This window comes from Rummeliibacillus suwonensis (genome assembly GCF_007896435.1).
Classification (GTDB): Bacteria; Bacillota; Bacilli; order Bacillales_A; family Planococcaceae; genus Rummeliibacillus; species Rummeliibacillus suwonensis.
The window spans coordinates 1,173,776-1,198,517 of record NZ_VCBL01000001.1 but is presented as its reverse complement, the minus strand read 5'-3'; the positions used below and the strand labels follow the sequence as shown (position 1 = coordinate 1,198,517).

The following is a 24,742-nucleotide window of genomic DNA, read 5'->3' as shown; positions in this document are numbered from 1 at the left end:
TTCAATCACAATTGATGGCTTATTCAAAGAACTAGCCTCCTCTCTCAATCGATATCTTTTGAATAATTATTTGCATTTGCCAATCGTTGTACTGCACGAATAATTCCGCCGTATCCGGTACATCTACATAAATTTCCTGAAAGTGCTTCTTTTATATCTGCTTCAGTAGGATTGGGGCACATAGATAATAAGTATTTAACAGCAACGATCATGCCAGAGGTGCAATATCCGCACTGAAAGCCACCCTCAAGTAAAAATGCTTCTTGGACTTCATCAATTGATACTCCGCCAATTCCTTCAATTGTCGTGATAGATTTTCCATTCACTTGATAAGCCATAACAAGACAGGCGTTGACTAGATCCCCATCTAGCAAAACGCTACATGCACCACAGCGTCCAATTCCACATGAAATTTTAGTTCCGACCAATTGCAATTGGTCTCTTAATATATTGACTAGTTTTTCGGTTGGAGATGTTTTTAATATATATTTTTCTCCATTGATCATCAGATTTAAATTGATCGTTTGTTTATCTTTTATTGTTAAACCATTATGTAAAACTGTATTGTTTATATCCATGTGAGCATCCCCTTCGATTCAATGTTTTCGAGGATTTCTTCTGAAGATATTGGGAGTTTTGACACCCAACAACCAATTGCATCATGAACCGCTTTTACAACAGCAGGTATGATGGCAATTGTTCCAATTTCTCCAACTCCTCTTGGACCATATGAATCACCTTCTACTAAATCTTCAATCGCAAAAACATTCGTATCAAAAGGAACATCTACAATATTAGGAATAAGATAGGAGTCAAAATTAGTTGTAGCATATTGACCATTGATCATTTTCATATCTTCTAGCAAGGTATAACCTAACGACATAACACCGCCACCTTCAATTTGACCAATATATCCTTTTGGACTTACAATAGGCCCGGCAGATATGACATGATCAATTGACAGGACCTTCACTTTTCCAGATAAAAGATCCACTTCTACATCTACTTTTACTCCTCCAAAAGTATATAAGAAGTGACCTCCGTTTACGGCATCAGGTGTCACTGGGAAATGAAAACTTGTTAAAACGGTTTGATCAACAATCCCTTCTGCACATTCCTTGTAAGTCATGAAAGGCCCATCTTCTTTTCCAACTTTCCAAATCCCATATGGACCAAGATATAATTCTTCTTTACAAATCGATGTTGCATCTGATACATATTTACATAATTTTTCCTTAAACGGTCCTTTCATCTTTTGTAGGGATTGCCAAACAATACTTGTTCCTCGAGATGCTGTGGAAGAGCCGGAAATTGGTACTACTGAAGTATCACCAATGACAATTTTTACATCTTGTTGACTACAACCAATTTCTTCGATGACCAGATTTTCAATAACGGATAGAAGTCCTTGACCACATTCTTCAAATCCAAAGGAAATTTCAATTTCACCTTGTTTGTTTAAAGAGATGCGACCACCAGCACTATCTAATCGACCGAATCCAAGACCCCCACCATGCATAGTGATTGCAATTCCTGTTCCATAACGTTTCCATAGTGAATCCTTATAGTCCTTTTTGAGTTGCTTTGATAGTTTTTGAACTTTTTCTAAAACTAGCGATGCACCATCTGTTGGCGCAATACGATGCCCTAAAGGACCTAAGTCAGTAGTAGTTCGCAAATTTTTTCTTCGAATTTCAATTGGATCTATTTTTAATACCTCTGCTAATCGGTCCATTTGTCCTTCTAAAGCGAAAGTAATTTGATTTCCGCCAAACCCTCTAAATTCACCTGATACACCATTATTCGTATAAACCGAAATACCTTCTGTTTCAATGTTTGGAATTATATAAGGTCCTGCTGCATGTTCCACTGAAAAGTCAAGAACTGCTGGCCCTAGCGTGGTATATGCACCTTTATCCGCAATGATCTTCACTTGATGAGCGAGTATTTTCCCAGTAGAATCTGTCCCTGTTTTTACTGTAATTTTCATAGGATGTCTTTTAATACTTGCTCGAATGGATTCTTGTCTGGTATTGTGAATTTTCACTGGCCTTTTTGTTGCTAAGGCTAAAAGTGAAGCATATGGTTGTATATTTTGTTCATCCTTTCCTCCAAAAGAACCACCAATTGGATTCGAAACAATTCGAATCATACTTTCAGGTATCCCTAAAATCCTTGATATTTGAAAACGGTCTTTAAAGCCATGTTGAGTTGCGGCATAAACTGTAATGCCCCCATTCTCTTCAGGAACAACTACTCCGCCCTCCGTCTCCATGTATGCATGTAATTGGCGAGGTAATTCATAAGTTTCTTCAACGATAGCCACACATTCTTCAAATGCTTGTTGAACATCCCCGTTTTGATAAGAAGAGCGGTGACAAATATTACCTGCCGGATGAAGTCTGATGGCATTTGGGCGGAGCGATTTATCAGGTGAATCTAGGATTTGCAGTTCTTCATAAACAACTTCTATATGTTTTAAAGCCTCTTCAGCTATCTCAAATGATTGTGCTGCAACAGCCGCGATAGCATCACCAATATAGCGAACTCGATCTTCACAAAAGACTGGCTGATCAGGAATAATGATACCGAATCGATTCATCCCTGGAACATCCTTATATGTGAGTACTGCTTCAACACCTGGTATCGCTTCGGCCTTTTCAGTATTAATAGAAAGAATTTTTGCATGGGGGTATTTGCTTCTTAATACTTTTCCATATAACATGTCGGGAAAGGTCAAGTCAGTTAAGTATTGCAAAGAACCGGTTACTTTTGATAAGCCGTCTGGACGTATTCGATCCTCCTTTTCTATTAGTTTAGACTTCATAAGAAGACTCCTCCTTTCCATTGCTAATAACAGTAAATTTGCTTTGTAAAGCGGCAATCATCAGGTTCGCAGCTACTTTTTTTCGATAGTCAACCGAAACAAAAGCATCATCGGCAGGTGCAATTTCGGATGTAATCGATTCGAAGACAGATTTCCAATCAATTTCTTCACCTTTTTTTCCAATCATCTTGTGTTCCGTATTTTCTAAAAGAAACGGTTTATTATCACCCCCACCTAAGGCGAGCTTGGCTTCCTCTATAACACCATGATCATCCCATCTTATACTTCCAGAAACGGTCAGGATAGCTGCTGTAAACGTTTCTCTTCTACCTATTTTTTTATAAAATGAATACGAGTTAGCACATTCCTTAATGATCGGTAGGTGAATGGTTGATAATAAAGTCTGGTTTTTCCTTTGTGAATGCTGTAGCCACTCCCAAAAATCCACTAGTTCCGATTCCTTTTCATCATGCACTAGAAGCTTTGCCTTTAGTGCTAGAAAAAGTGGGATCAAGTCACCTACCCCTCCCATGATATTTCCACCAATTGTTCCACGATTTCGTACAGCAGGTGCAGCAATCGATTTTAAAGCTTCACAAATTATTGGAAAATTTTTTAATAGTCGATCCGTTTTATAACTACTAAGTTGTGATGATGCTCCTATTGACAGAGTTTTTTTGTCTTCATCTATTTGAACTTCTTTTAATTTTGAAATCTGCTCGAGGCTAATTATATTTTCTGGAATTTTTCGTCCATTCATCCATTGCAATTGCAAAAGTGTCGATCCTGAAACAAACTCTGCTTTTGAACCAAACTTTCTCTTTAGTTCAATAGCTTCTTCAATAGTAGAAGGAACCCAAATTATTGGAGAACTAGTGATTGAAGGTTCAATCTGATTTACCATACAAAATCCCCCTTTAAGATGTAAGTATTTTGTCTTGGTGCGCTAATTTAGTAAAATCTCAAAATGTATGTGATAAGATTTGATTTTGATAAGAGGTTCATTGTTTGAAATTATTGAGGTATTATATTGATATGTAAAAAAACAAAATTTCATGTTATATTACATAACATCATATCAAGGTGTTTTTTTCTTGTCACTATTTATTTTATCTAATATTCAGAATATTTTTAGTGAAATTAACCAAATGTTAGATTTATTAATATAAGTTGTTAGAAAAAATAACATGAATATTTTAGATTCAATAAATAAAAAAATTGAAATACTCTTTTGAAAAATGGGGGATTCGTCATGACAAAGTTTACGCATTTTAATGAACAAGGGAGAGCCAAAATGGTTGATATTTCGCAGAAAGAGGAAACGATTAGAATTGCCATTGCTCATTCTTCTATCATTGTAAGCAAAGTGATCTATGAAGAAATTGCAAATGGTACTAATAAGAAAGGAGATGTCTTTGCAGTTGCACAAGTAGCTGGAATTATGACCGCGAAACAAACTTCTCAAATTATCCCAATGTGTCATCCTATTGCTCTAAAAAGTGTCAATATTACATTTGATTGGCTTATCGATGAAGAGAAGAATCATTATGAAATTAATATTGAAACAGAAGTAAAAACGAAGGGCTCTACCGGTGTTGAAATGGAGGCATTAACCGCAGCATCTGTCACTGCATTAACGATTTATGATATGTGCAAAGCAGCAGATAAAAACATGATTATCGGTCCAACCATGTTGTTGAAAAAATCAGGCGGAAAAAGTGGAGATTATATTCGATCCTCACAAAAAAGAAATGATTCAATTAAGGAATAAATTTAATATCAATAACCAAAACACGTTTTGCCAATGGCTAATTGTCACAACGTGTTTTGGTCTAAATCTAATTTAATCTTTCCTAATTTCTTTGATAATATGGCTTAGCTCTGGTAATATCAGTTTTTCCATCGCCAGTTTTACAGCACCTGTTGAACCTGGCGTTGAAAATATGACTGTTCCTTTTGCAATTCCTCCCATTGCCCTCGAAAGAATCGCAGCAGAACCAATTTCTTCATAACTGAGCATTCGAAATAGCTCACCAAATCCAGGAATAGGTCTTTCAATTACCTGTTCTATTACATCAAACGTAACATCTCGATTTGATAATCCCGTTCCTCCATTCGTTAAAATCACATCAATTTCTGTTCGCTTAATCCCATTCATTACTTCAGACAAGATTTTTTCACGCTCATCTTTGACCATTTTATACTCTTTAACATTGAAGCTGTGGGATTTTATCAACTTCATCATCAATTGCCCACTTTTATCCGTTTGTTCATCTCGAGTATCACTGATGGTGAGCACCATCATATTTATATTTTCTATCGAATTTTGTTTATGTTCCAATAAGCTCATAAATACAGTAGCCCCCCATTCATCCCCCACTCACTGGTGGAAGGAAAGCAATCACGTCTCCATCCTTCACAACATCTTCATCAAAGGAAAACTCTTCGTTTACTGCTGCCATTACTTGATCTAAATTTATAGTTGGATAATGTGTATGAATATAATTTTTAACTTGTTGAACCGAACAGCCATCAGTTTCCATCGACAAACTATCTTTTCCTATTTCTTCTTGTAAATACGCAAAAAGCAAAATTTTTATCATTATGAAGTCACCCTTTCTTACTTAGACTCAAATGATTGCTTTTCAAGCTGATCACCAATCCATTTTGTGCCATCTTCCCAATATTCTTTTTTCCAAATGGGAACAATTTGTTTGATACGCTCAATAGCAAATGCATTTGCTTCATATGCTGCTTCTCGATGTGGAGACGATACTGCAATAACAACAGCTACATCTGAAATATTTAATTTTCCCACTCGATGCGTAATGGCTACTTTTGTGTTTGGCCATTTCTCAATAATCTCCTCACCAATCTTAGCTAATTTTTTGACAGCCATTGATTCATAGGCCTGATATTCTAGGGACAATGTTTTTTTGCCATTTGTCAGCTCACGAACAGTTCCGATAAAAACTGTAATCGCGCCGACATTTACAGATTTCACCTTTTGAATGACATCATCCGTAATGATTGGAACATCAACAATTGAAAAAAGTTCAGTATTCACAAAACCTACCTCCTTCTTTAGATAACGAAAAAGATTTCTTGCCCCTCATCAGATAACAATAAAATGTCTACAATTTCACCTTTCTCATAGCCTGTTTCAGTTGGAGGTAAAACAACTAAAGCATCTGCCCCTACTAATGATGTAATGGAACTGGACATATTTAGTCCATTTGACGTTACATATATGTTCGAATCACGATTTTCTATTTTTGTTCTAATTAGCTGGGCGAATGCATTCGGTACAGGATAGCAATCTGCCAAGATAGCCTTTTGTGATGTTAGATATGGTTTTTTGTTTTCCAACATCGTTCGAATGACAGGACGTACAAATAATTCAAAACCTATAAAACTAGCAGATGGATTTCCGGATAAACCAAATAAAAATTGATTTTCCAACTTTGCCACTGTTGTCACACTTCCTGGTCGCATAGCAATTTTATTAAATAATACGGTTGCACCTAAACGTTCATATATTTCTGGTAAATAATCATAATCACCAACCGAAACACCACCTGTTGTAATGAGAATATCTACGTCTTGTAACTCATGTTGAATAACCTCAAAGCTTTTTTCCAGATTATCTTCAAGTTTTCCTAGATGTTTTGGCTGTGCCCCTACTCTTTCAATTTGAGACATTAGCATATATGAATTGCTGTTGCGAATTTTCCCAGGTACCAATGGTTCATCTATTTCTAGCAACTCACTTCCCGTAGCAAGTACCCCTACAACTGGTTTCTTCCCAACAAGTAATTCACTATACCCAAAAGTTGCAAGAAGCCCAATAATCCCAGGTGTTATACGTGTCCCGCTTTCAACCAAATAAGTACCTTCTGGAATCTCTTGCCCTTTTTTAAATACATGTTCATTTTCTCGGATATATCGATCAACGAAGATACAGTTTTTATCACTCTTAGTTAACTCTTGAACATATTCAAGCATTACGACTGCATTACAACCTTCAGGCATCTCTGCTCCAGTCATTATTCGAACTGCTTGAAATGGTTTTAACTCATTATGAAATACTGTGCCAGCACCAATATGACCAATCACTTCTAATTCAACAGGGGTTGCCGCGGTTGCATTTACAGTATCTTCAGATCGAATCGCATAGCCATCATAAAGCGAGCGATCAAATGCGGGAACATCCTGATTTGCAACAATATCCTCAGCCAAATACCGTCCACTTGCTTCAATTAAAGGTACCTTTTCTGAAATTCCTTTTTCAATATTACTCATCACTCTTTGAACGGCTTCTCCAATAGAAATGGCATTTCGTTGTGTCAGCATGCACATCACTCCATTATCCCATTAAATTGTAATATATTTTTTTGGCTTTCTGTTCATCACTCGTACCATGTATAAATACTCGACCATCTTGAAAAAAAACAAGTCGATAATTTTCATATTCAAAAGTAAGCAAATATGGATTTCTTTTAGTCATTCCAAGCTTGTTTAAATGATTTTCTAAAAGGTCAAAATTCATCTCTGTTTGTTGTGTAGGTCGAATTTGAACTGTATTACGCCCGCATAATACAGTTGTTTTCGTTTGTGCATCATACTGTAAATAGGGATAGATTGCTTCATCCCCACACGATAAACAATCATGGCGTTTTGCTTTATCGACTCGGATAGAATAATGCTGATTTTTCCACATATCAATCGATAATAATGTAGATCTAATAGATGTTATGTCTCCAACAAGTAGTTTCAAACAATCAGTCACTTGATAAGATGCAATCATTTGTACAATCGGATTAATGACTCCCACTGTATCACAAGTCGCACCACTAAGAGGGATTTTCTCTAGTAAACAGTGTAAACATGGAGTTTTTCCAGGAAGAAAAGTATAAGTGTTTCCATAGCTGCCTACACAGGAACCGAACACTAATGGAATATTATATTTTTGAGATAAGTCGTTTAAAATAAAACGAATACCAAAATTGTCTGTTGCATCCATTATGACGTCAACATTTTGTAGGATTGGCAGAAGATTAATGGGGTCCGCATCTATGACATAAGCATTAATCTGCACTTCACTATTAATCGCACTTAGTCTTCTTTTTGCAGCAACTACTTTTGGAATCGACTCACGACAATCTGCTTCACTATATAATTGTTGTCTATGTAAATTGCTCCTTTCAACGTAATCTCGGTCAACAATCGATAATGTTCCAACCCCTGCCCGGACAAGCATTTCCGCACTCGAACTTCCCAATGCACCCATGCCTACTATTAAAACATGTTTTTGCTGAATACTTTTTTGACCTTGAGTACCTATGAAGGAACATTTTTCTTGTTTTTCATATCTCTTGTCCATCAAACGCTCCTTTCAAACATCTTTTGAACGAACAAAAAACAGTAAAAGAAATGATAAAATCACAATGGTAATCACCCATGTCCAAGCAAGCATCATATTCCCCATGTCAATGGCCATATAAATTGCCGTTGGAACTGTCTGCGTGACTCCAGGGATATTTCCAGCGAACATTAATGTCGCCCCAAACTCGCCTAATGCTCTTGCTCCACTTAAGATACATCCTGCAATTATAGCTTTCTTGGCAAGTGGGATCGAAATACGAAAAAAAACTTGATTTGGTTTTGCTCCCAAATCAACAGCAGCTTCTTCCATTCTTCGATGCACATGAAGAAAGCCAGCTTTTGCCGATTGAAACATTAAAGGAAATGCAACAACTGCTGCCGAAATCACAGCAGCATACCAAGTAAAGATGATTGAGTGCCCAAATAAATTTTTGATAAAAATGCCTATAAAACTCTGATTACCAAAAATAATGATTAACAAAAAACCAATGACAGAAGGTGGCAATACTAATGGCAGCATAAAAACTGTTTCAAGAATAAGTTTCAGTTTAAATACTCTTCTAGCAAAAATATATCCTAAAAATGTGCCAGCTATAATAACAACAATACTAGCTGCAATCGTAACCGTGATGGATAATTGAATCGGTTCCCAATACTCTTTCCACATAATGTTCCTCTATTCTTTAGCAAAACCATACTTTATCCAAAGTTTTTTCGCTGCATCACTTTGTAAGTAATTAAAAAATAGTGCCGTTTCAGCTGGATAGTTTGTATTTTCTATAATTCCAACTGGGTAAATAATCTTATCATGACTTTGAGTATCAGCTGTTGCAACAATTTTCACTTTATCTGAAATAAGAGCGTCTGTTTTGTATACAATTCCCGCTTGAACATTTCCAGTTTCTACATATGTTAGTACTTGTCTAACATCCTTTGCATACACAATTTTCTTTTTAACATCATCCCATACTTGATCGTATTCAAGTGCCTGTGTTGCATAAGTTCCTGCTGGGACAACTGTAGGTGTACCAATTGAAATCTTCTCTATTTCCTGCTTCTTTAAATCGCTAAAATTCTTTATAGGAAGATCTGAATTACTTGAAGTAATTAAAACAAGTTTGTTGCTTACTAAATTTGCACCTTTGGAGATTAAGTTTTTGTCTTCTAACTCTTTATAATTTTCAACAGATGCAGATAAAAACATATCTACTGGAGCTCCTTGCGTAATTTGTTTTGCTAAAGAACCCGAAGCACCAAAGTTATATTTAATCTTAATTTGTGGATATTCCTCATTGAATTTATTTGTTAAATCTTCTAGTACATCTTGTAAGCTTGCCGCAGCTGAAATGGTCAATTCTATTGGTTCCTTTGTCTTAGCTGAATTTGTGCTCAAATTTGATTTTGTATTTGAATTTCCACATCCAACCATCATCAACAAAAAAATGATGCTTACAAAGAGTAGAAGCTTTTTCTTCATATAATACATCCTTTTCAGTTTGATTAGTTATTAGATTATTTAGAATTATCCGCCAATATAAGACATTTCAATTTTATTTCTTGTTGGTTGTTTTCTTAATTCTCTTCTTTGTTCCGAATAGCGATCACTTCGATTATTCCAAATATTATTCAGAAACGCTTTAATATCTTCGTCAGATTTTTTTTGATTTCTAAGCCTTTTTTTCAAATCAGTACCTTTTGTAGCAAATAAGCAAGTAAATAATTTCCCATCTGCAGAGAGCCTTGCACGATTACACGTAGAACAAAATGCTTCCGTTATAGAAGAAATAAAACCAATTTCTTTATCCGTACCTACATACCGATAGCGTTTGGCTACTTCCCCACTGTAATTTGGATTAACTGGTTCTAATGGCATGATATTGCGTAAAGTGTTTAAAATTTCTCGACTCGGCAACACTTGATCCATCTTCCATCCATTTGTATTTCCTACATCCATAAATTCAATAAATCTTAATATATAGTGCTTTTCAAAACAATATTTCGCTAGTGACGCGATATCTTCCTCATTCACTCCTTTCTGAACCACCATATTAATTTTTATTTGCAAACCAACCTGTGCGGCTTGTTCAATAGAATGTAGTACTCGCTTCACTGGAAAATTTTTCCCATTCATTTTTCCATAGTATGCTTGATTTAAACTGTCTAAACTGACATTAACTCGCTTTAAACCAGCATTCTTCAACTGTTCTGCATAATGTCCTAGTAAAATTCCATTCGTTGTAAGCGAAATATCACGAATTCCTTCTATCTTTGCAATCTTCTTTATTAAACTAGTTATATCCTTTCTTAATAAAGGCTCACCACCTGTTAAGCGAATCTTCTCAATACCTATAGATGCGAAAATTTTAACAAGCCTTTCGATTTCATTAAAGGTTAACAGTTTATCAGGTGGTAAAAAAGGAAAATTTGCACCAAAAACCTCTTTTGGCATGCAATATATACAACGTAAATTACATTGATCCATCACTGAAATTCTAAGATCTCGGAGTGGTCTATCGAAAGCATCTCTTATTTGCATTTCTATTCACACCCCTTTATTTAATATGTTGTTGATTAACTGATCATAGTCTTCTTTCGTATCAATATCTAAATTCCAATCTGATTGCTTAAAGTCCACATATCGTAAATGTTCTTCGTTTGTTTTAATAATACTTTTACCACCCTCATCACCTTTTATATGCTGAAACTGTTTTAACAAACTTTTATCAAATAATATCGGATGACCTGGACTTTGTTTGTAGCGAGGCCGAACAATGTACACACCATTTTTCTTATTCTTTTGATAGGTATTAATCAGATTTTTAATAACTTCATCTGCTACAAGAGGCTGATCTCCTAGAAATATGAGGACTGCATCTAGTTCACCATTCAATGAATTTACTCCTACGATTAAGGAGGTTGACATACCTATTTCATATCGTTCATTATAGATAATTGAAATCTTCTGATGATAAATTTCTAATTCTTTCTTGAGTTGATCATAATTCTTTCCACCCACAACCACGATAGGTGTGAGATGATTTTGTACGGCCATTTTAACAGGGTAATGGATTATTGGAATACCTTGATAAGGAAGGAATAGTTTTGGTTTTCCCATTCGCTTTGATTGCCCTGCCGCTAAAATAATTGCGCCAATTTTATACATGAATTTTTCCTTTTCCATGAAGATATTGTGGGGTACGACCAACTCTTAAACTCATTAACTCAGAAATAATACTAATTGCTACTTCTTCCATAGATTCTGCACCAATATCTAGTCCGACAGGCGAATGGATTGGAGCACTATCCAGATGATAACCAATGTGATTGAGCATTTCATTTGTTCGATAAATCGGCCCTAGAACACCAATATAAAGAGGATGACTTTCAATCGCATATTTTAAACTTGCCTCATCTTTTTCCATATGATGATTCATAATAAGCCACCAAGAATTATCTAATTGTGATGCTGTTAAACTTTCTATAGGCGTGGTAATATGTTTTGCATGTGGGAAATTTTGAACATTATTTAAATTGGAACGTGTATCTAAAACAGTGACGGAGAATCCAGCTTTATTTCCTAAATCTACTACAGGGATAGCATCTTTTCCCGCTCCAGCAACAATTAATCTCTCGCTTGTTTTTACAATATCAATATAATAACGTTTATTTTGAAGGTTGATGATTTCTGCTCGTGTTTGCTTAGTAAATACATTCTCTGCATATTCAATGATTTCTATTGGAATATTTGTATCTTTTAGTAACTTGTCGCACTTTTCTTCTAATATCTCAGTTTCACCACTGTCTATATTTATGATCAAAGCAAATGATTTTTCTAGAACAAGTAAATTATCGACTTTCTTCCAAATTTCATGAAAAGGAAGGATGGGGAGAAATAAAAGATCTAGATCTCCTTTGCAACCAATACCTAAACTCCAAACTTCAGTATCACTTAAATCATACTTTAAAGTTATTGGTTTATTATTTTCAAATACTTTTGTTGCCCGTTCATAGAGATCTGTTTCTAAACAGCCTCCACTAATTGTACCTACCATAGTACCACCCGATGTCATCAACATTTTTGTACCTGGTAAACGATAAGCCGATCCTTTTACATCAGTTAAGATTACTAAGACGGTTTGTTCATTTTTTTCCCAGGCGATTTGTATTTGGGAAAAAAGATCTTGAAATTCATGCAATCTAGACACTAACCAATCACTCCTCTCCTATCAATTAGAAGGCCACTGAAAAAAGCGATTTTATCTCCAAAGGCATGATAAACAGCAAGTTTTTCAGTAGCCTTATCAATTATGCTCCAGCGGAATTGTGTATGGATTTTTAGAATCTGTGCCATCCGGCTTTATTCTTGATTCAGCGAGTGTTTGTTTCCCGCTGAATCAAGATAAAGTAAGATTTAACATAGTGTGGGTTTCCTGCATGACTATGAAGAAAATGAAACTTACGTTAGATTTGTCATACCCCGTGGCAACATCAGATTGATCGACACACCCTATTGGTCAGAACCAATATTAGGCACGTGTAGCAGTTGTTCCACAACTTATCTTCTAGTGTTTTACTTTAGTCTAGAAGTGTTGGCTTACTGTCTGTTAATGGAAGATTAAGTTTTCCTTATATTAGCAAAATTCAAAATTATCTGTCAATATATAGTTAAACAAAAAATTATTACATGTGCTCCTTCATAGTATAATCATTGCACAACACCTGATTTCTTTGAATATCTGGGGGCCTCATAAAAATCAAGTGATGCTTCTACCGCTTGCCCACGATTTGGTTCGTATCCATGACGAATTAATGCTGCTTCAAGTGCCTGTAGTACTTTTATAACATTTTCTTTACGACAACTAAAACCCATCGTTCCTATTCTCCATATTTTTCCTTTAAGTGGTCCAAATGATGATGCAATTTCCACACCAAATTGTTCTAACATAAAATGACGAACCGACTCTCCATCTATCCCTTCAGGAATCGTTACACAAGTTACTGTAGGAAGTTTACATGTTAAATCCCCATAAAGTTCTAGACCCATACCTTTAATTCCTTCAATTAATGCTTTTTCATGATATTGATGTCGTCCGAATCGCTCATATATTCCTTCTTCTAAAACCAGCCGTAACCCTTCTCGTAATGCATAAATCATAGAGGTAGCTTCAGTATGATGATTTAATCGACGTGGACTCCAATAATCTTGAAGCATTGCCAAGTCTAAATAGTTACTCTGAATTGTCTTAGAATCATTTTGCTTACAATCTTCATCAGTCGCAATTCCATATTCCACCTTTTTTCTGTGTTGAATAATTTCTTCTATTCTTTCATTGTATGTGATCAATGACATACCTGGAGGAATAGATAAACACTTTTGTGTGCCAGCGATAATCCCATCAATGTTCCAGTCATCAACTGGAATGTTAACGCCCCCTAAAGAAGCCACTGCATCAACGATCAATAACCGGTTTTGTTGTCGACACATTTTACCAATTTCTATTAAAGGCTGCATACATCCAGTACTCGTTTCACCATGAACGATCGCCACAATTTTAGGTTGAATTTGGTTTATCTTTTCAATAATATCTTTTTCTTCAAATACTGTCCCCCAAGTCGTTTCCATCGTATAAACATCGGCGCCACATCGTTCACAGATTTCAACAAGCAAATGACCAAAGCGTCCAAAAATTGGTACAAGAACTCGATCTCCAGGTTCTATCACACTACATAACAATGCTTCTGTCCCAGCTCGTGAAGTGCCATCTATAGGAAATGCCCATTTATTATTAGTTTGGAATACCAGACGTAACATTTCCATTACTTCATTCATAATCTCTGTAAAGGCTGGATCAAATTGTCCTAGAATTGGTGCTGACATTGCTTGCAGAACTCTAGGATCTACTTCCACTGGACCAGGGGTCATAATTGTACGGTTAGGTGTTTGTAATTGATGGTAATTCATATCATTCCACTCCTTCATAGGCTAATTTATAAGACACGTCTTTTAACAGCTGATTTCTAAATCTCGAACTAATGAATAGCCATTTTTTTATGACTAAGTTTTCATAATGTCAAATTCAGATAAAAAATACGAACATTTTTTATCAATATAAAATTAACATTCAGATATATCTGTTTCGCTCCAAATTTTTCTACTGAATAACAAGCGTGTTGATTATCCAATTTTCCCCACAAAATATAGTGTATTCGCTGATTTCCGCTACGGCTTGCTCGCTTTCCTGCGGGCGAACGCTGGGGGCAACAGGATGTTGGTCACGGAGTCGTTGCCACAGGACGTGGCGCCCTTAGACTCCGTTCCTTAATCGCTTCGCTGCGGGGTCTCATCTATTCGCTTTTCCCGCGGGACATTGAATTGGCTTCCTGAATCCACACCGCACGAAGGAAATGCGCATGCATTTTCGAGGACTCGAGCAAGCCGCAGCGAAGATCTACATAGATGGAGATAAAATACATGTTTTTATAGAATTATGCTAAATTTGTCACCTATTTTTTCCTAATCAACACGCCTGACTGAATAAAGACTTATGCTCTTCTCCACCTTTTCCTGCTACAACTCTATTTTAAAAAAAGAAAGTACATAGTTCATTGGAGTAATTGTAGAAAGATATGTAAACTTTTAGATAAATTGACCAACAACGTTTGAATTATCTACATAATTATGTTAGTTTTTATAACATATCATATATTAGATTAAAAGGGGGAATTTGGTATGGATATACTACAATTATTAAATGTAAAAGAATTATCACCAATTACAATTATTGCCGGAGAAAATGGTACAAATCATCCTGTGAAATCTGTCACAATGATGGACGCACCCGATATTATGCACTACTTACTTCCCAACCAACTTATTATTACCACCGCTTATCACTTAAAAAACAATGAGGAGCATTTTCATAGCTTATTAGAAAGTATGCATCAAGCTGGATGCGCCGGCATCGCCATTAAAAAAAATCGCTTTCTTCATATCATTCCACAAGATATTCTAGAACTCGCAGACCAGTTGAACTTACCTTTCATTCAATTGCCTGAACATTTATCGCTTGGAGAAATCAACTTTCTAATAACAGAAAAAATTTTACAAAATGAAGCTTCCTTACTAAACAAAGCAATGACCATTCATCATCAGTTTACTGATTTAATTTTAAGCGGTCACGGAATTCAACAATTACTTCAAAAATTATCCACCATTATCGACCAAAAGGTAAGCTTAATCAATTATTTCTTTCATCCAATGCACATGTCACAGCGTAATTTACATATTCCTCCATCCTTACATGAAACAATTAAAAAAGGAGGGCATTACCCAACCTTACTGGAACAACCATGGAGTATATCATTACTAGAAGATCATTGTACCTATACCCTTTACCCAGTACATACGAATTTAACCAAAAACTGTTTTTTGATTATCGAAGGTTGTATTAAGGAAGAACAATTTCAGAAGCATTTATTTATTAAACAAGCTATCAACGTCCTATCATTTGCGATCATGCAAGAACAAACTTTGGAACAACAGACGCGTACGATTCGCAATCAAACATTTCAAGAATTTATAGGTAGCAACATCCAAACACCTTCATTTGCCAAGATTTGTTCTGAAGAATTATCTTTACGTAGTGATAAACCTTATTTCTGCATTGTCGGACTTTCAAAACACACAACTACTCCGTTTAATTCTTTGACCCTATCAAAACTAACGCAACAGTTTTGTGAAGAAAGTATAAAGAAAGTTCAATTACCTATATATCCATTTATGATTAATAATCATTTAGTGTTACTCTTTGAAATACAGGATCAATCCCATAATTCTACATTATTTTTAACTAAATTCTTAGAAGAATTAGCATTATATATTGCTTATTTTCTAGATTTCCATATGAATTTTGGTGTAAGTTATCCAGCAAGATCCTTTATGGATGTACAGCGAGCATACAAGGAAGCATTTAGTGCCGTTTCTTCAAATCATCAAAGCAAAACATGCGTTCACTTTTATAGAAAAAAAGGAATTAACGAGTTATTACAAAGTATTTCGCAAAATGATTTAATCGACTACTACCAGACACTACTTGAACCATTGCTCAATCTTGAATCCGATGAACAAAAACTCCTAATCGAAACACTTTATGAGTATTTAGAATGTCATTGCCAAATATCCGAAACGGCCAAAAAACTATTCGTTCATCGAAACACAGTCATTTATCGATTAGACAAATGCAGTCAATTACTACAAAAAGATTTAAAAGACCCTGAAGTAACTATTCAATTAAGGCTCGCTTTACGAATAAGAAGAGATTTAAAATTGCACATACTCAATTAGTATTTCAGGCGTGTTGATTATCCAATTTAATCCATAAAAATAGGGTAATTCGTTGATTTCCGCTCCGACTTGCTCGCTTTCCTGCGGGGCGAATGCTGAGCCTCCTCGCTACGCTGTGGGGTCTCATCTATTCGCTTTTCCCGCGGGAGTCGAGCAAGCCTCCGCTCCAATCTATATAAATGGTCCTAAAAATACAGGTTTTTTCAAAAATTACGCCAAACGGACACCCCTAATTTTTGTAAAATCAACACGCGTGTTAGTATTTTACATTCAGTCACTATAGCTAAATTAACCATAAAAATTTAGCTATTATATCCAATGACATTTAGTCCTTTTATTTTTATCATGTAAAGAAACATAACGCTACTAGTTAGCGAATATCACATATGAAATGGAGGGACCTTCATGAAAACACAAATCAGTAATCCAAAAGCTTTGTCACTAGGTTTGCAACATGTATTAGCTATGTACGCAGGTGCTATGCTTGTGCCTATTATTGTAGGAGGGGCACTTGGTTTATCTTCCACACAACTCGCTTATCTCATTGCAATTGACTTATCTACTTGCGGTTTGGCCACACTATTCCAAATGTGGCGAAATAAATATTTTGGAATAGGCCTACCTGTTGTTTTAGGTACTTCTTTTGTCGCAGTTACACCGATGATTACACTTGGTAAAGAATATGGCCTCACAGCTATTTACGGTGCTATTATTGTAACTGGTCTATTCATAATACTTTTCGCAAAATATTTCAGCCATATTTTAAAACTGTTTCCCCCAGTTGTCACTGGAACGGTTGTAATGATTATTGGGCTTTCACTAATTCCAACAGGTGTTAAAAATATGGCTGGTGGGACTAGTAACCCTCATTTTGGTTCAGCTCAAAATCTTTTTTTATCGTTAGCTACTTTGAGTATCATTTTAGTCATCCACTACTTCGGCAAAGGATTTATACGCTCAATAGCTGTGCTTATTGGAATTTTCGCCGGTACTGTTCTCTCTAGCTTTATGAATCCTTTAAATTTCACAACAGTAAAAGATGCTTCTTGGGTTCATCTTCCAATGCCTTTTTACTTTGGTGTTCCTCAATTTGAAATTGTTCCAATCTTAACAATGCTGATCGTTGGTATTGTCATTATGATCGAATCTACAGGTGCTTTTTTAGCTCTTGGTGACATCACAAAGCAAAGACTAACATCAAAAGATTTTGAAAGAGGTTATCGCGCAGAAGGTCTTGCTTTTTTACTTGGCGGAATTTTCAACGCTTTCCCTTATAGCACATTTGCTCAAAATGTCGGTCTTGTTCAAATGTCTGGTGTTAAGAATCGTAGAATAACGATTGCAGCAGGCTTTATATTGGTATTTCTCGGACTTGTGCCCAAAATTGCTGCGCTTGCTACATTAATCCCTACCGCTGTTTTAGGAGGAGCTACAGTTGTTATGTTCGGAATGATTGTATCTTCGGGTATTAAAATGTTAACAACAGTTGACTTTACAAACCAAAGCAATCTATTAATCATTGCTATTTCCATCTCATTAGGATTAGGAACAACAGTAGTTCCTGAATTATTCTCAAGCTTACCATCATTTATCAAAACTCTCTTCGGCGACGGAATTATTACCGGCAGCTTAGCAGCTATACTATTAAATCTCCTGATATCTCAGAAAGGAAAGCCGGTTGAAACAGCAAAAGATATATCACTGGCATCACAAGGGGGACATTAAATGAATTACCTCTTAGTGAAAATCAATCATTCAACAACAGATGCATTTATCGAATTTTTTCAAGATATTTTTGAATCTTCAACATGGATTCCTCAACAAGCAGTTGGAAGTAAACCTTTTAACCATATAAATGACATTTTCAAAACGATGCAACAAGTTTTAGAAGATGCACCAACTGAAAAAAAACTAGAATTGATTCGGGCACATCCAGAACTTGGGAAAAAAATAAGAATGAGCCTCACCTCCACTCTAGAACAACAAAAAGCAGGATTAAATATGCTTACTGAAGATGAGTATAATCAGTTTCTAACTTGTAATCGTATTTATAAAGAAAAATTTCATTTTCCATTTATCATTGCAGTTGCGGATTATACAAAATCAGAAATATTACAAATGATGCAATCACGATTAACAAACAGTTATGAAGAAGAATTTCAGATTGCTTTAAAAGAGATCAATCGGATCGCTGAGCTGCGATTTGCCCAATTAATTGAAAAAATGAAATCAATTGAAATTACTGAATAAGGAGAAACCAAATGACCTCACTTTCAACGCATGTCCTAGATTTGTATCATGGTACGCCAGCTAGAAATGTGCAAATAGATATTTATTTTAATCAACAATTTCTATTCACAATGGAAACAGACGAATCCGGGCGATGTACTCCTACTCAACCTAACAAACTATTTGAAAAGGGTACCTATGAATTGGTTTTTCATCTTGATGCCTATTTTCACTCTAAAGGAGTTCCGCTTTCAGCTTGTCCTTTTTTAACAACAATTCCTGTACGCTTTTCTATTCAAGATGACGGTCATTATCATATACCGTTACTTGTCACGCCATGGAGCTATCAAGTATATAGAGGAAGTTAAGCTATAAGGTGAACCTTCCATCAATGAGGTTTTCTTCATCCCCCACTGATCAGCTTGATGGTTAGTTGAGCAAATTCGGCTTTTACGGGCAGTTATCCCACACCCTATCTTTTTCACTTCTCTCTCAATCCTGAGGTAAGGGATCTCACTGTCCGTTAATACGAAATAATAATTCTTAATTAATATCGAAAGGATTGGTTTAGATGAGCCTAGAAGCTTTAAATGAACAAGTATTAGTAGATCTTTCTTACATTGGATATAATCAGCCATCTTGGGTAAAACCACGCTCTTATAGGGAGGAACATATATTTGATGTTGTCATAATTGGGGGCGGTCAAAGTGGATTGAGCACAGCTTTTGGTCTTTTGAAGGAACATATTACAAACATTGTTATTTTAGATGAAAATGAGATGGGGTACGAAGGTCCGTGGATTACTTATGCGCGAATGAAAACACTGCGTACAGCAAAAGAACTTCCCTCCATTGAACTTGGTATTCCTTCACTTTCCTTCCAATCATGGTGGATTGCCCAATATGGAGTAGAAGGTTTTGAAAAAATGGATAAAATACCACGTGCTGACTGGATGAATTACTTAAAATGGTATCGTGAAGTTCTTTCATTACCAGTTCAAAATGAAGTACGTGTCACTTTAATTGAACCAATAGATAAAGAACTTAAAAAAATTTCAGTTGAAAAATCTGGTACATATTCTTCTATTCTAGCTAGAAAAGTGGTACTTGCAACTGGAATCCAAGGAGGTGGCGAATGGCATATTCCCCCGTTTATCAAAGATAACTTGCCAAAAACACGTTATGCGCACACTTCTGAAGCTATTGATTTTCCATCTCTAAAAGGGAAGAAAATTGCTATCTTAGGCGGTGGTGCCTCTGCATTTGATAATGCAAATTTTGCCTTATCTTCTAGTGTAAGTGAGGCTCATGTCTTTGTTCGACGCCAAAAACTTCCTAGAATTAATCCTATGCGTAAACTAGAGAGCTCAGGAATCATTAGTCGTTTCCACACACTATCCGATCATGACAAATATGCCGTCATGTCCCATTTCTTTAAATTCAATCAACCACCTACAAATGATACATTTTCACGAGCATGTGCATGGGACGGTTTTCATTTACATTTAGACTCACCATGGCTTGAAGTAAAAGATTCAAAAGATGGAGTAATGGTAAAAACACCTCACCAAGTTTTTACGTTTGATTATTTGATTATTAGCACTGGGCTAGTAACAGACCCAGCATTACGCCCTGAACTTAAAAATGTTGAACCCTTTATCACTCGATGGGGTGATGTATATAACGCACATCCAGAAATCGCCAACCCACTCATTGATCTTCATCCGTACTTAACACCTGAATTTTCTTTTGTTGCGAATTGTCCGGAAGGAGAAGTTTCTTTATATGGCTTATTCGCATTTAATTATTCTGCACTGATCAGTAATGGAATATCAGCTGCCGCATTGTCCGGATTACGATTTGCTGTTCCTAAACTCGTAAAGGGGATTGCTGATGAGTTGTTTAAAGATGATCAGAAAACAATCCTAAAAGAATTTTTCGATTATGATCAAGTAGAGTTTGTTGCTGATTTAAAAGTTACAAAAGAGAGTGTCTAATTTCGATACTGTTCTTGTTTTCGTAAAACAATACCTTTTGTAGCAATCCGTGTAAAAGATAAAGCAATCAGAAGCAATTCAGTGTACATCCGTTTTCAGGCTGTAATTTCGATAATCAGCATTGGTGCTATTGATAATTTTCATTATTTGGTTTTTTTATGTTTAATCAATGAAACTACAGGTGAATTAATCTTGGATTAACTTCTTAGTATATCATTCGATTTCAGTCTAGCGTTGTTGGCAAATGCTCTGGGTTTGTGTTGTTAGTAGAACTGGCATTGTAATTGCTCTTTCTGTTCTACCTCTATTCACAACAATATTTATATGCCAAGGTGCTGTTATAGATCTCGGTATATTGTTTGCTCCGTTTATATGAGGCTAACACCTAAGTTAAATACTAAATGATCTTCGTATAAATCTTAAAAATAAAACCGTATGAAAACAAGTTTTATAAATTTGATTTCATACGGTTTATTCGTTTTAATGGAGTTTTGTCACAATCTCTTCTTTCCTTTACATTATCGATTGCTTTTCTTCTTCCGTAAGTGATTTCATATATTCTTTCAGTTCCTTAATACCATCCAATGTGTTGACTAATACATCTGGTGATACTAAAGTGATCATACGATCCGTTAGATTTGCAACAGCGCTGAAATATTGTGTTTTTGTATAATTGACAAGTCCAACTTGCTTCAATTGATCTTCTTCAATATCTAGAATTTCTTTGGCTTCCAACACTAAAAGTCCAAAGACAAATTCGTCCGCTTGAAGGACAATTATTTTAGCTTCTGATGAATTGGCTCTGTTCCCGTATAAGATTTGTTCAAAGTCTAAAACCGGCAGTAACTCATCACGAATTCTGGTAAGACCTAATACATAATCAGGTAAATGTGGGATTCGGTTAACCTTTTCAAACTTTTCAATGGATACTACTTTATCAACAGGAAGGGCATATTCCTCATGTCCACATTTAAATACAACGACTTTTATATTTGGCATAGCTTCACACTCTCTTCATAAAATTATTCTTTTACCTTTGCTGCACTTTTAACTATTTCTACTAATAGATCGGCTAATTTTTCTAATTCTTCAACTGGAATACGTTCTTTAGTTGTATGAATTTTTTCATATCCTACAGCCAAGTTGACAGTTGGAATCCCATACCCAGCGATTACATTTGCATCACTTCCGCCACCTGATTGCATTAGTTTTGGTTCACGACCAATATTTTTTACTGCTTGTTGTGCTACTTTTACAACTAAATCTTCTGGACCAAAGTGGAAGCCTGGATACATACGTTTTACTTCAACTTCAGCTTCACCGCCCATTTCTTTGGCTGCTGATTCGAAAGCTTCTTTCATATGTTTTTGTTGTTCTACAAGTTTCGCTTCATCCAATGAACGGCATTCAGCTAAAACGGAAGCTTCATCACAGACGATATTTGTTGCTTTACCACCCTCAAAACGACCAATATTTGCTGTTGTTTCTGAGTCGATACGACCTAATTTCATGCGTGCTACGGCTTTGGCAGCAATTGTAATAGCAGAAATTCCTTTTTCAGGCTCTACACCAGCATGAGCTGTTTTCCCTTTTAATGTTGCCAAAATTTTAGTTTGGAAAGGTGCAGCTGTTACGATTTCTCCCACTTTACCATCTGAATCAACAGCAAAACCATATTTCGCATATACTTTTTCATGTTCTAATTCTTTTGCGCCTTCAAGACCTGCTTCTTCACCAGCAGTAATCACGTATTGAATATCACCATGTTCGATATTTTCATCTTTTATACGCTTTGCTAACTCTAGTAAACCGGCAAGACCCGCTTTATCGTCTGATCCTAGAATTGTTGTACCATCTGAGTAAATATAACCATCTTCTTTAATAATTGGTTTAATCCCAACACCTGGCACAACAGTATCCATATGTGATGTAAAGTAAATTGGTTGCACATCAGTTAATGTACCTTTTAACGTTGCGATTAAGTTGCCTGATGCATGACCATTACGACTCGCAGCATCATCTTCATAAACATCGAAGCCTAATGCTTCTAACTTACTTTTCAATATAGGTGAAATTTTTTCTTCATGGAAAGTTTCTGAATCAATTTGAACTAATTCTAAAAACTCTTCTACAATTCGACTTGGCATATTATAAGACTCCTTTATCTATAGTAGTTCTATGCTACTTTATTCCTTCACAAGTTTATCACAAATTGAATGAATTGACCTTTCCATTGGCTTCTTCACTGTTCATCGAAATATAAGGAAAAACAGGTATTGAACAACTATAAATGAACACTGAAATACTTTAATATCAAAAAGACTATTTCTAGCTGAATCACAGTAGAAATAGTCTTTATCAATTTTCAATATTTTTGAAATAAATGGAGATTCTCCATCAATTACAATGGAATGTTACCATGTTTTTTGAATGGTCTTGTTTCTTTTTTCGTACGAAGCATTTCAAGCGCTTGCATTAGTTTGATCCGTGTTTCACGTGGGTCAATAACATCATCAACTAAGCCATGAGCTGCAGCAATATACGGATTTGCGAATTTTTCTTTATATTCTTCGATCTTTTGTGCACGAGTTGCCTCTGGATCTGCTGATTTTGCGATTTCACCGGCGTGGATGATGTTTGCAGCACCAGAAGCACCCATAACAGCGATTTCAGCATTTGGCCAAGCATAGACCATATCTGCACCGATTGATTTGGAGTTTAATGCAACATATGCACCACCATAAGCCTTACGAAGGATTACTGTGATTTTTGGAACAGTTGCTTCCGAATAGGCAAAAAGAATTTTCGCACCGTGGCGGATAATTCCACCATGTTCTTGTTTTACACCTGGGAAGAAACCAGAAACGTCTTCGAATGTAATGATTGGAATATTAAATGAGTCACAAGTACGTACAAAACGAGCTAGTTTATCGGAAGAATTGATATCTAAGCCGCCCGCAAGAACTTTTGGTTGGTTACAAACAAGACCCACTGATTCACCATTGATACGAGCAAAACCAACTACAATATTTTTGGCAAAGTCTTTTTGAACTTCCATGAAAGAATCCGCATCAACGACATGTTCGATTACTTTGCGCACATCATATGCTTTTGTTTGATCAACTGGAACAAGATCAAGTAGTTCAGAACGATAATCATCATCTTCTTCTGAATCATTTTCTATTTCAATAATTGGTGCTTTTTCTGTATTATTTTGTGGTAAGTAGCTAAGTAATTGTTTAATTTGTTCAATGGCTGTTTCTTCATCTGCTGCACGGAAATGAGCATTACCACTTACAGAGTTATGGACTTTTGCTCCGCCTAGTCCTTCAGCAGTGATTTTTTCACCTGTTACGGTTTCAATAACTTTTGGTCCTGTGATGAACATTTGAGATGTTTTATCAACCATTAAGATGAAATCAGTGATTGCAGGAGAATACACAGCTCCTCCAGCACAAGGTCCCATAATAACAGAAATTTGCGGAATAACTCCGGAATAAATGGAATTTCTATAGAATATGTGGCCATAACCATCCAGTGAAAGCACACCTTCTTGAATACGCGCACCACCTGAATCGTTGATACCAATAAATGGAGCACCATTTTTAGCAGCTAAATCCATTACATTCGCGATTTTCATCGCATGCATTTCCCCTAAAGCTCCACCAAATACTGTGAAGTCTTGAGAAAATAAATAAACTGGTCGTCCGTTTACTTTTCCGTAACCAGTTACAACACCATCTCCAGGGCCTTCTTTTTTATCCATACCAAAATCTACTGTACGGTGTTTTACGAAAGGATTAATTTCTACAAACGTTCCTTCATCCAATAATAAATCGATCCGTTCACGAGCGGTCAATTTACCTTTTTGATGTTGTTTTTCAATTCGAGCGTCTCCCCCACCAAGCTCGATTTCATATTTTCTGTCATATAATTCATTGATTTTATCGTACATATCCAT

At 35.8% G+C, this 24,742-nt stretch carries 23 protein-coding genes; 6 read left to right on the top strand and 17 right to left on the bottom strand.

Going from position 1 to position 24,742, the window contains the following annotated elements; translation table 11 throughout:
* Window positions 1-44: 44 nt before the first annotated feature.
* The 3 genes from FEU33_RS05590 to FEU33_RS05580 are packed head-to-tail and all read right to left on the bottom strand — an operon-like array spanning window position 45 to window position 3,731.
* Window positions 45-578 carry a (2Fe-2S)-binding protein gene (locus FEU33_RS05590; RefSeq protein ID WP_146548430.1) on the bottom strand — a complete coding sequence of 178 codons (534 nt, stop codon included), beginning with the start codon at window positions 576-578 and terminating at the stop codon, window positions 45-47.
* Window positions 569-2,827: a xanthine dehydrogenase subunit D gene (pucD, locus tag FEU33_RS05585; protein WP_146548429.1), complete on the bottom strand. Its 2,259-nt coding sequence runs from the start codon at window positions 2,825-2,827 to the stop codon at window positions 569-571. The genes FEU33_RS05590 and pucD overlap by 10 nt, the downstream gene beginning before the upstream one ends.
* Window positions 2,817-3,731 (bottom strand): FAD binding domain-containing protein, encoded by a 915-nt coding sequence (locus FEU33_RS05580; protein ID WP_146548428.1) that lies wholly within the window; start codon window positions 3,729-3,731, stop codon window positions 2,817-2,819. The genes pucD and FEU33_RS05580 overlap by 11 nt, the downstream gene beginning before the upstream one ends.
* 348 nt (window positions 3,732-4,079) lie before the next feature.
* Between FEU33_RS05580 and moaC the strand changes: the two genes are divergently transcribed.
* Window positions 4,080-4,598: a cyclic pyranopterin monophosphate synthase MoaC gene (gene moaC / locus FEU33_RS05575; protein WP_146548427.1), complete on the top strand. Its 519-nt coding sequence runs from the start codon at window positions 4,080-4,082 to the stop codon at window positions 4,596-4,598.
* A 72-nt stretch (window positions 4,599-4,670) separates the two neighbouring features.
* On the opposite strand, the gene FEU33_RS05570 is transcribed toward moaC, so the two are convergent.
* The 11 genes from FEU33_RS05570 to FEU33_RS05520 all read right to left on the bottom strand — a co-directional run bounded on the left by FEU33_RS05570 (window position 4,671) and on the right by FEU33_RS05520 (window position 14,174).
* Window positions 4,671-5,177, bottom strand: a complete 507-nt coding sequence (locus FEU33_RS05570; protein WP_146548426.1) for a MogA/MoaB family molybdenum cofactor biosynthesis protein — start codon at window positions 5,175-5,177, stop codon at window positions 4,671-4,673.
* A gap of 19 nt (window positions 5,178-5,196) precedes the next feature.
* Window positions 5,197-5,430 carry a molybdopterin converting factor subunit 1 gene (gene moaD, locus FEU33_RS05565; RefSeq protein WP_146548425.1) on the bottom strand — a complete coding sequence of 78 codons (234 nt, stop codon included), beginning with the start codon at window positions 5,428-5,430 and terminating at the stop codon, window positions 5,197-5,199.
* 17 nt (window positions 5,431-5,447) lie between these two features.
* Window positions 5,448-5,894, bottom strand: coding sequence for a molybdenum cofactor biosynthesis protein MoaE (locus tag FEU33_RS05560; protein ID WP_146548424.1), 447 nt, complete (start codon window positions 5,892-5,894; stop codon window positions 5,448-5,450).
* A gap of 17 nt (window positions 5,895-5,911) precedes the next feature.
* Window positions 5,912-7,177, bottom strand: coding sequence for a molybdopterin molybdotransferase MoeA (locus FEU33_RS05555; protein WP_279590450.1), 1,266 nt, complete (start codon window positions 7,175-7,177; stop codon window positions 5,912-5,914).
* A gap of 16 nt (window positions 7,178-7,193) precedes the next feature.
* Window positions 7,194-8,210: a MoeB/ThiF family adenylyltransferase gene (locus FEU33_RS05550; protein ID WP_146548422.1), complete on the bottom strand. Its 1,017-nt coding sequence runs from the start codon at window positions 8,208-8,210 to the stop codon at window positions 7,194-7,196.
* Between the two features lie 12 nt (window positions 8,211-8,222).
* Entirely contained in the window at window positions 8,223-8,879 is a 657-nt protein-coding gene (modB, locus tag FEU33_RS05545) for a molybdate ABC transporter permease subunit (protein ID WP_146548421.1), read from the bottom strand.
* 9 nt (window positions 8,880-8,888) lie between these two features.
* A complete protein-coding gene (modA, locus tag FEU33_RS05540; RefSeq protein WP_146548420.1) occupies window positions 8,889-9,689 on the bottom strand; it encodes a molybdate ABC transporter substrate-binding protein in 801 nt (266 codons plus the stop codon).
* A gap of 45 nt (window positions 9,690-9,734) precedes the next feature.
* Window positions 9,735-10,748 carry a GTP 3',8-cyclase MoaA gene (gene moaA / locus FEU33_RS05535; RefSeq protein ID WP_146548419.1) on the bottom strand — a complete coding sequence of 338 codons (1,014 nt, stop codon included), beginning with the start codon at window positions 10,746-10,748 and terminating at the stop codon, window positions 9,735-9,737.
* 6 nt (window positions 10,749-10,754) lie between these two features.
* Entirely contained in the window at window positions 10,755-11,375 is a 621-nt protein-coding gene (locus tag FEU33_RS05530) for a nucleotidyltransferase family protein (RefSeq protein WP_186731325.1), read from the bottom strand.
* Window positions 11,368-12,417, bottom strand: a complete 1,050-nt coding sequence (locus tag FEU33_RS05525) for an XdhC family protein (RefSeq protein WP_146548417.1) — start codon at window positions 12,415-12,417, stop codon at window positions 11,368-11,370. Before FEU33_RS05525 ends, FEU33_RS05530 begins: the two co-directional genes overlap by 8 nt.
* 500 nt (window positions 12,418-12,917) lie before the next feature.
* Window positions 12,918-14,174 carry a pyridoxal-phosphate-dependent aminotransferase family protein gene (locus FEU33_RS05520; protein WP_146548416.1) on the bottom strand — a complete coding sequence of 419 codons (1,257 nt, stop codon included), beginning with the start codon at window positions 14,172-14,174 and terminating at the stop codon, window positions 12,918-12,920.
* Between the two features lie 768 nt (window positions 14,175-14,942).
* On the opposite strand from FEU33_RS05520, the gene FEU33_RS05515 reads away from it, so the two are divergent.
* The 5 genes from FEU33_RS05515 (at window position 14,943) to FEU33_RS05495 (ending at window position 20,781) form a co-directional block, all read left to right on the top strand.
* The gene (locus FEU33_RS05515; protein WP_146548415.1) at window positions 14,943-16,556 is read left to right on the top strand and encodes a PucR family transcriptional regulator; all 1,614 of its coding nucleotides are present in this window, start codon (window positions 14,943-14,945) and stop codon (window positions 16,554-16,556) included.
* A gap of 405 nt (window positions 16,557-16,961) precedes the next feature.
* Window positions 16,962-18,281, top strand: coding sequence for a nucleobase:cation symporter-2 family protein (locus FEU33_RS05510; RefSeq protein ID WP_146548414.1), 1,320 nt, complete (start codon window positions 16,962-16,964; stop codon window positions 18,279-18,281).
* A complete protein-coding gene (gene uraD, locus FEU33_RS05505; protein ID WP_146548413.1) occupies window positions 18,282-18,806 on the top strand; it encodes a 2-oxo-4-hydroxy-4-carboxy-5-ureidoimidazoline decarboxylase in 525 nt (174 codons plus the stop codon). It abuts the gene before it with no gap.
* 11 nt (window positions 18,807-18,817) lie between these two features.
* The gene (gene uraH / locus FEU33_RS05500) at window positions 18,818-19,153 is read left to right on the top strand and encodes a hydroxyisourate hydrolase (protein ID WP_146548412.1); all 336 of its coding nucleotides are present in this window, start codon (window positions 18,818-18,820) and stop codon (window positions 19,151-19,153) included.
* 203 nt (window positions 19,154-19,356) lie between these two features.
* On the top strand, window positions 19,357-20,781 hold the full coding sequence (locus FEU33_RS05495) for an NAD(P)-binding domain-containing protein (RefSeq protein WP_146548411.1): 1,425 nt from the start codon (window positions 19,357-19,359) through the stop codon (window positions 20,779-20,781).
* Between the two features lie 513 nt (window positions 20,782-21,294).
* On the opposite strand, the gene FEU33_RS05490 is transcribed toward FEU33_RS05495, so the two are convergent.
* The 3 genes from FEU33_RS05490 to FEU33_RS05480 form a co-directional block, all read right to left on the bottom strand.
* Window positions 21,295-21,780, bottom strand: coding sequence for a chemotaxis protein CheW (locus FEU33_RS05490; RefSeq protein WP_146548410.1), 486 nt, complete (start codon window positions 21,778-21,780; stop codon window positions 21,295-21,297).
* Between the two features lie 23 nt (window positions 21,781-21,803).
* Window positions 21,804-22,928, bottom strand: a complete 1,125-nt coding sequence (locus FEU33_RS05485; RefSeq protein ID WP_146548409.1) for a M20/M25/M40 family metallo-hydrolase — start codon at window positions 22,926-22,928, stop codon at window positions 21,804-21,806.
* Between the two features lie 254 nt (window positions 22,929-23,182).
* Window positions 23,183-24,742 carry an acyl-CoA carboxylase subunit beta gene (locus FEU33_RS05480; RefSeq protein ID WP_146548408.1) on the bottom strand — a complete coding sequence of 520 codons (1,560 nt, stop codon included), beginning with the start codon at window positions 24,740-24,742 and terminating at the stop codon, window positions 23,183-23,185.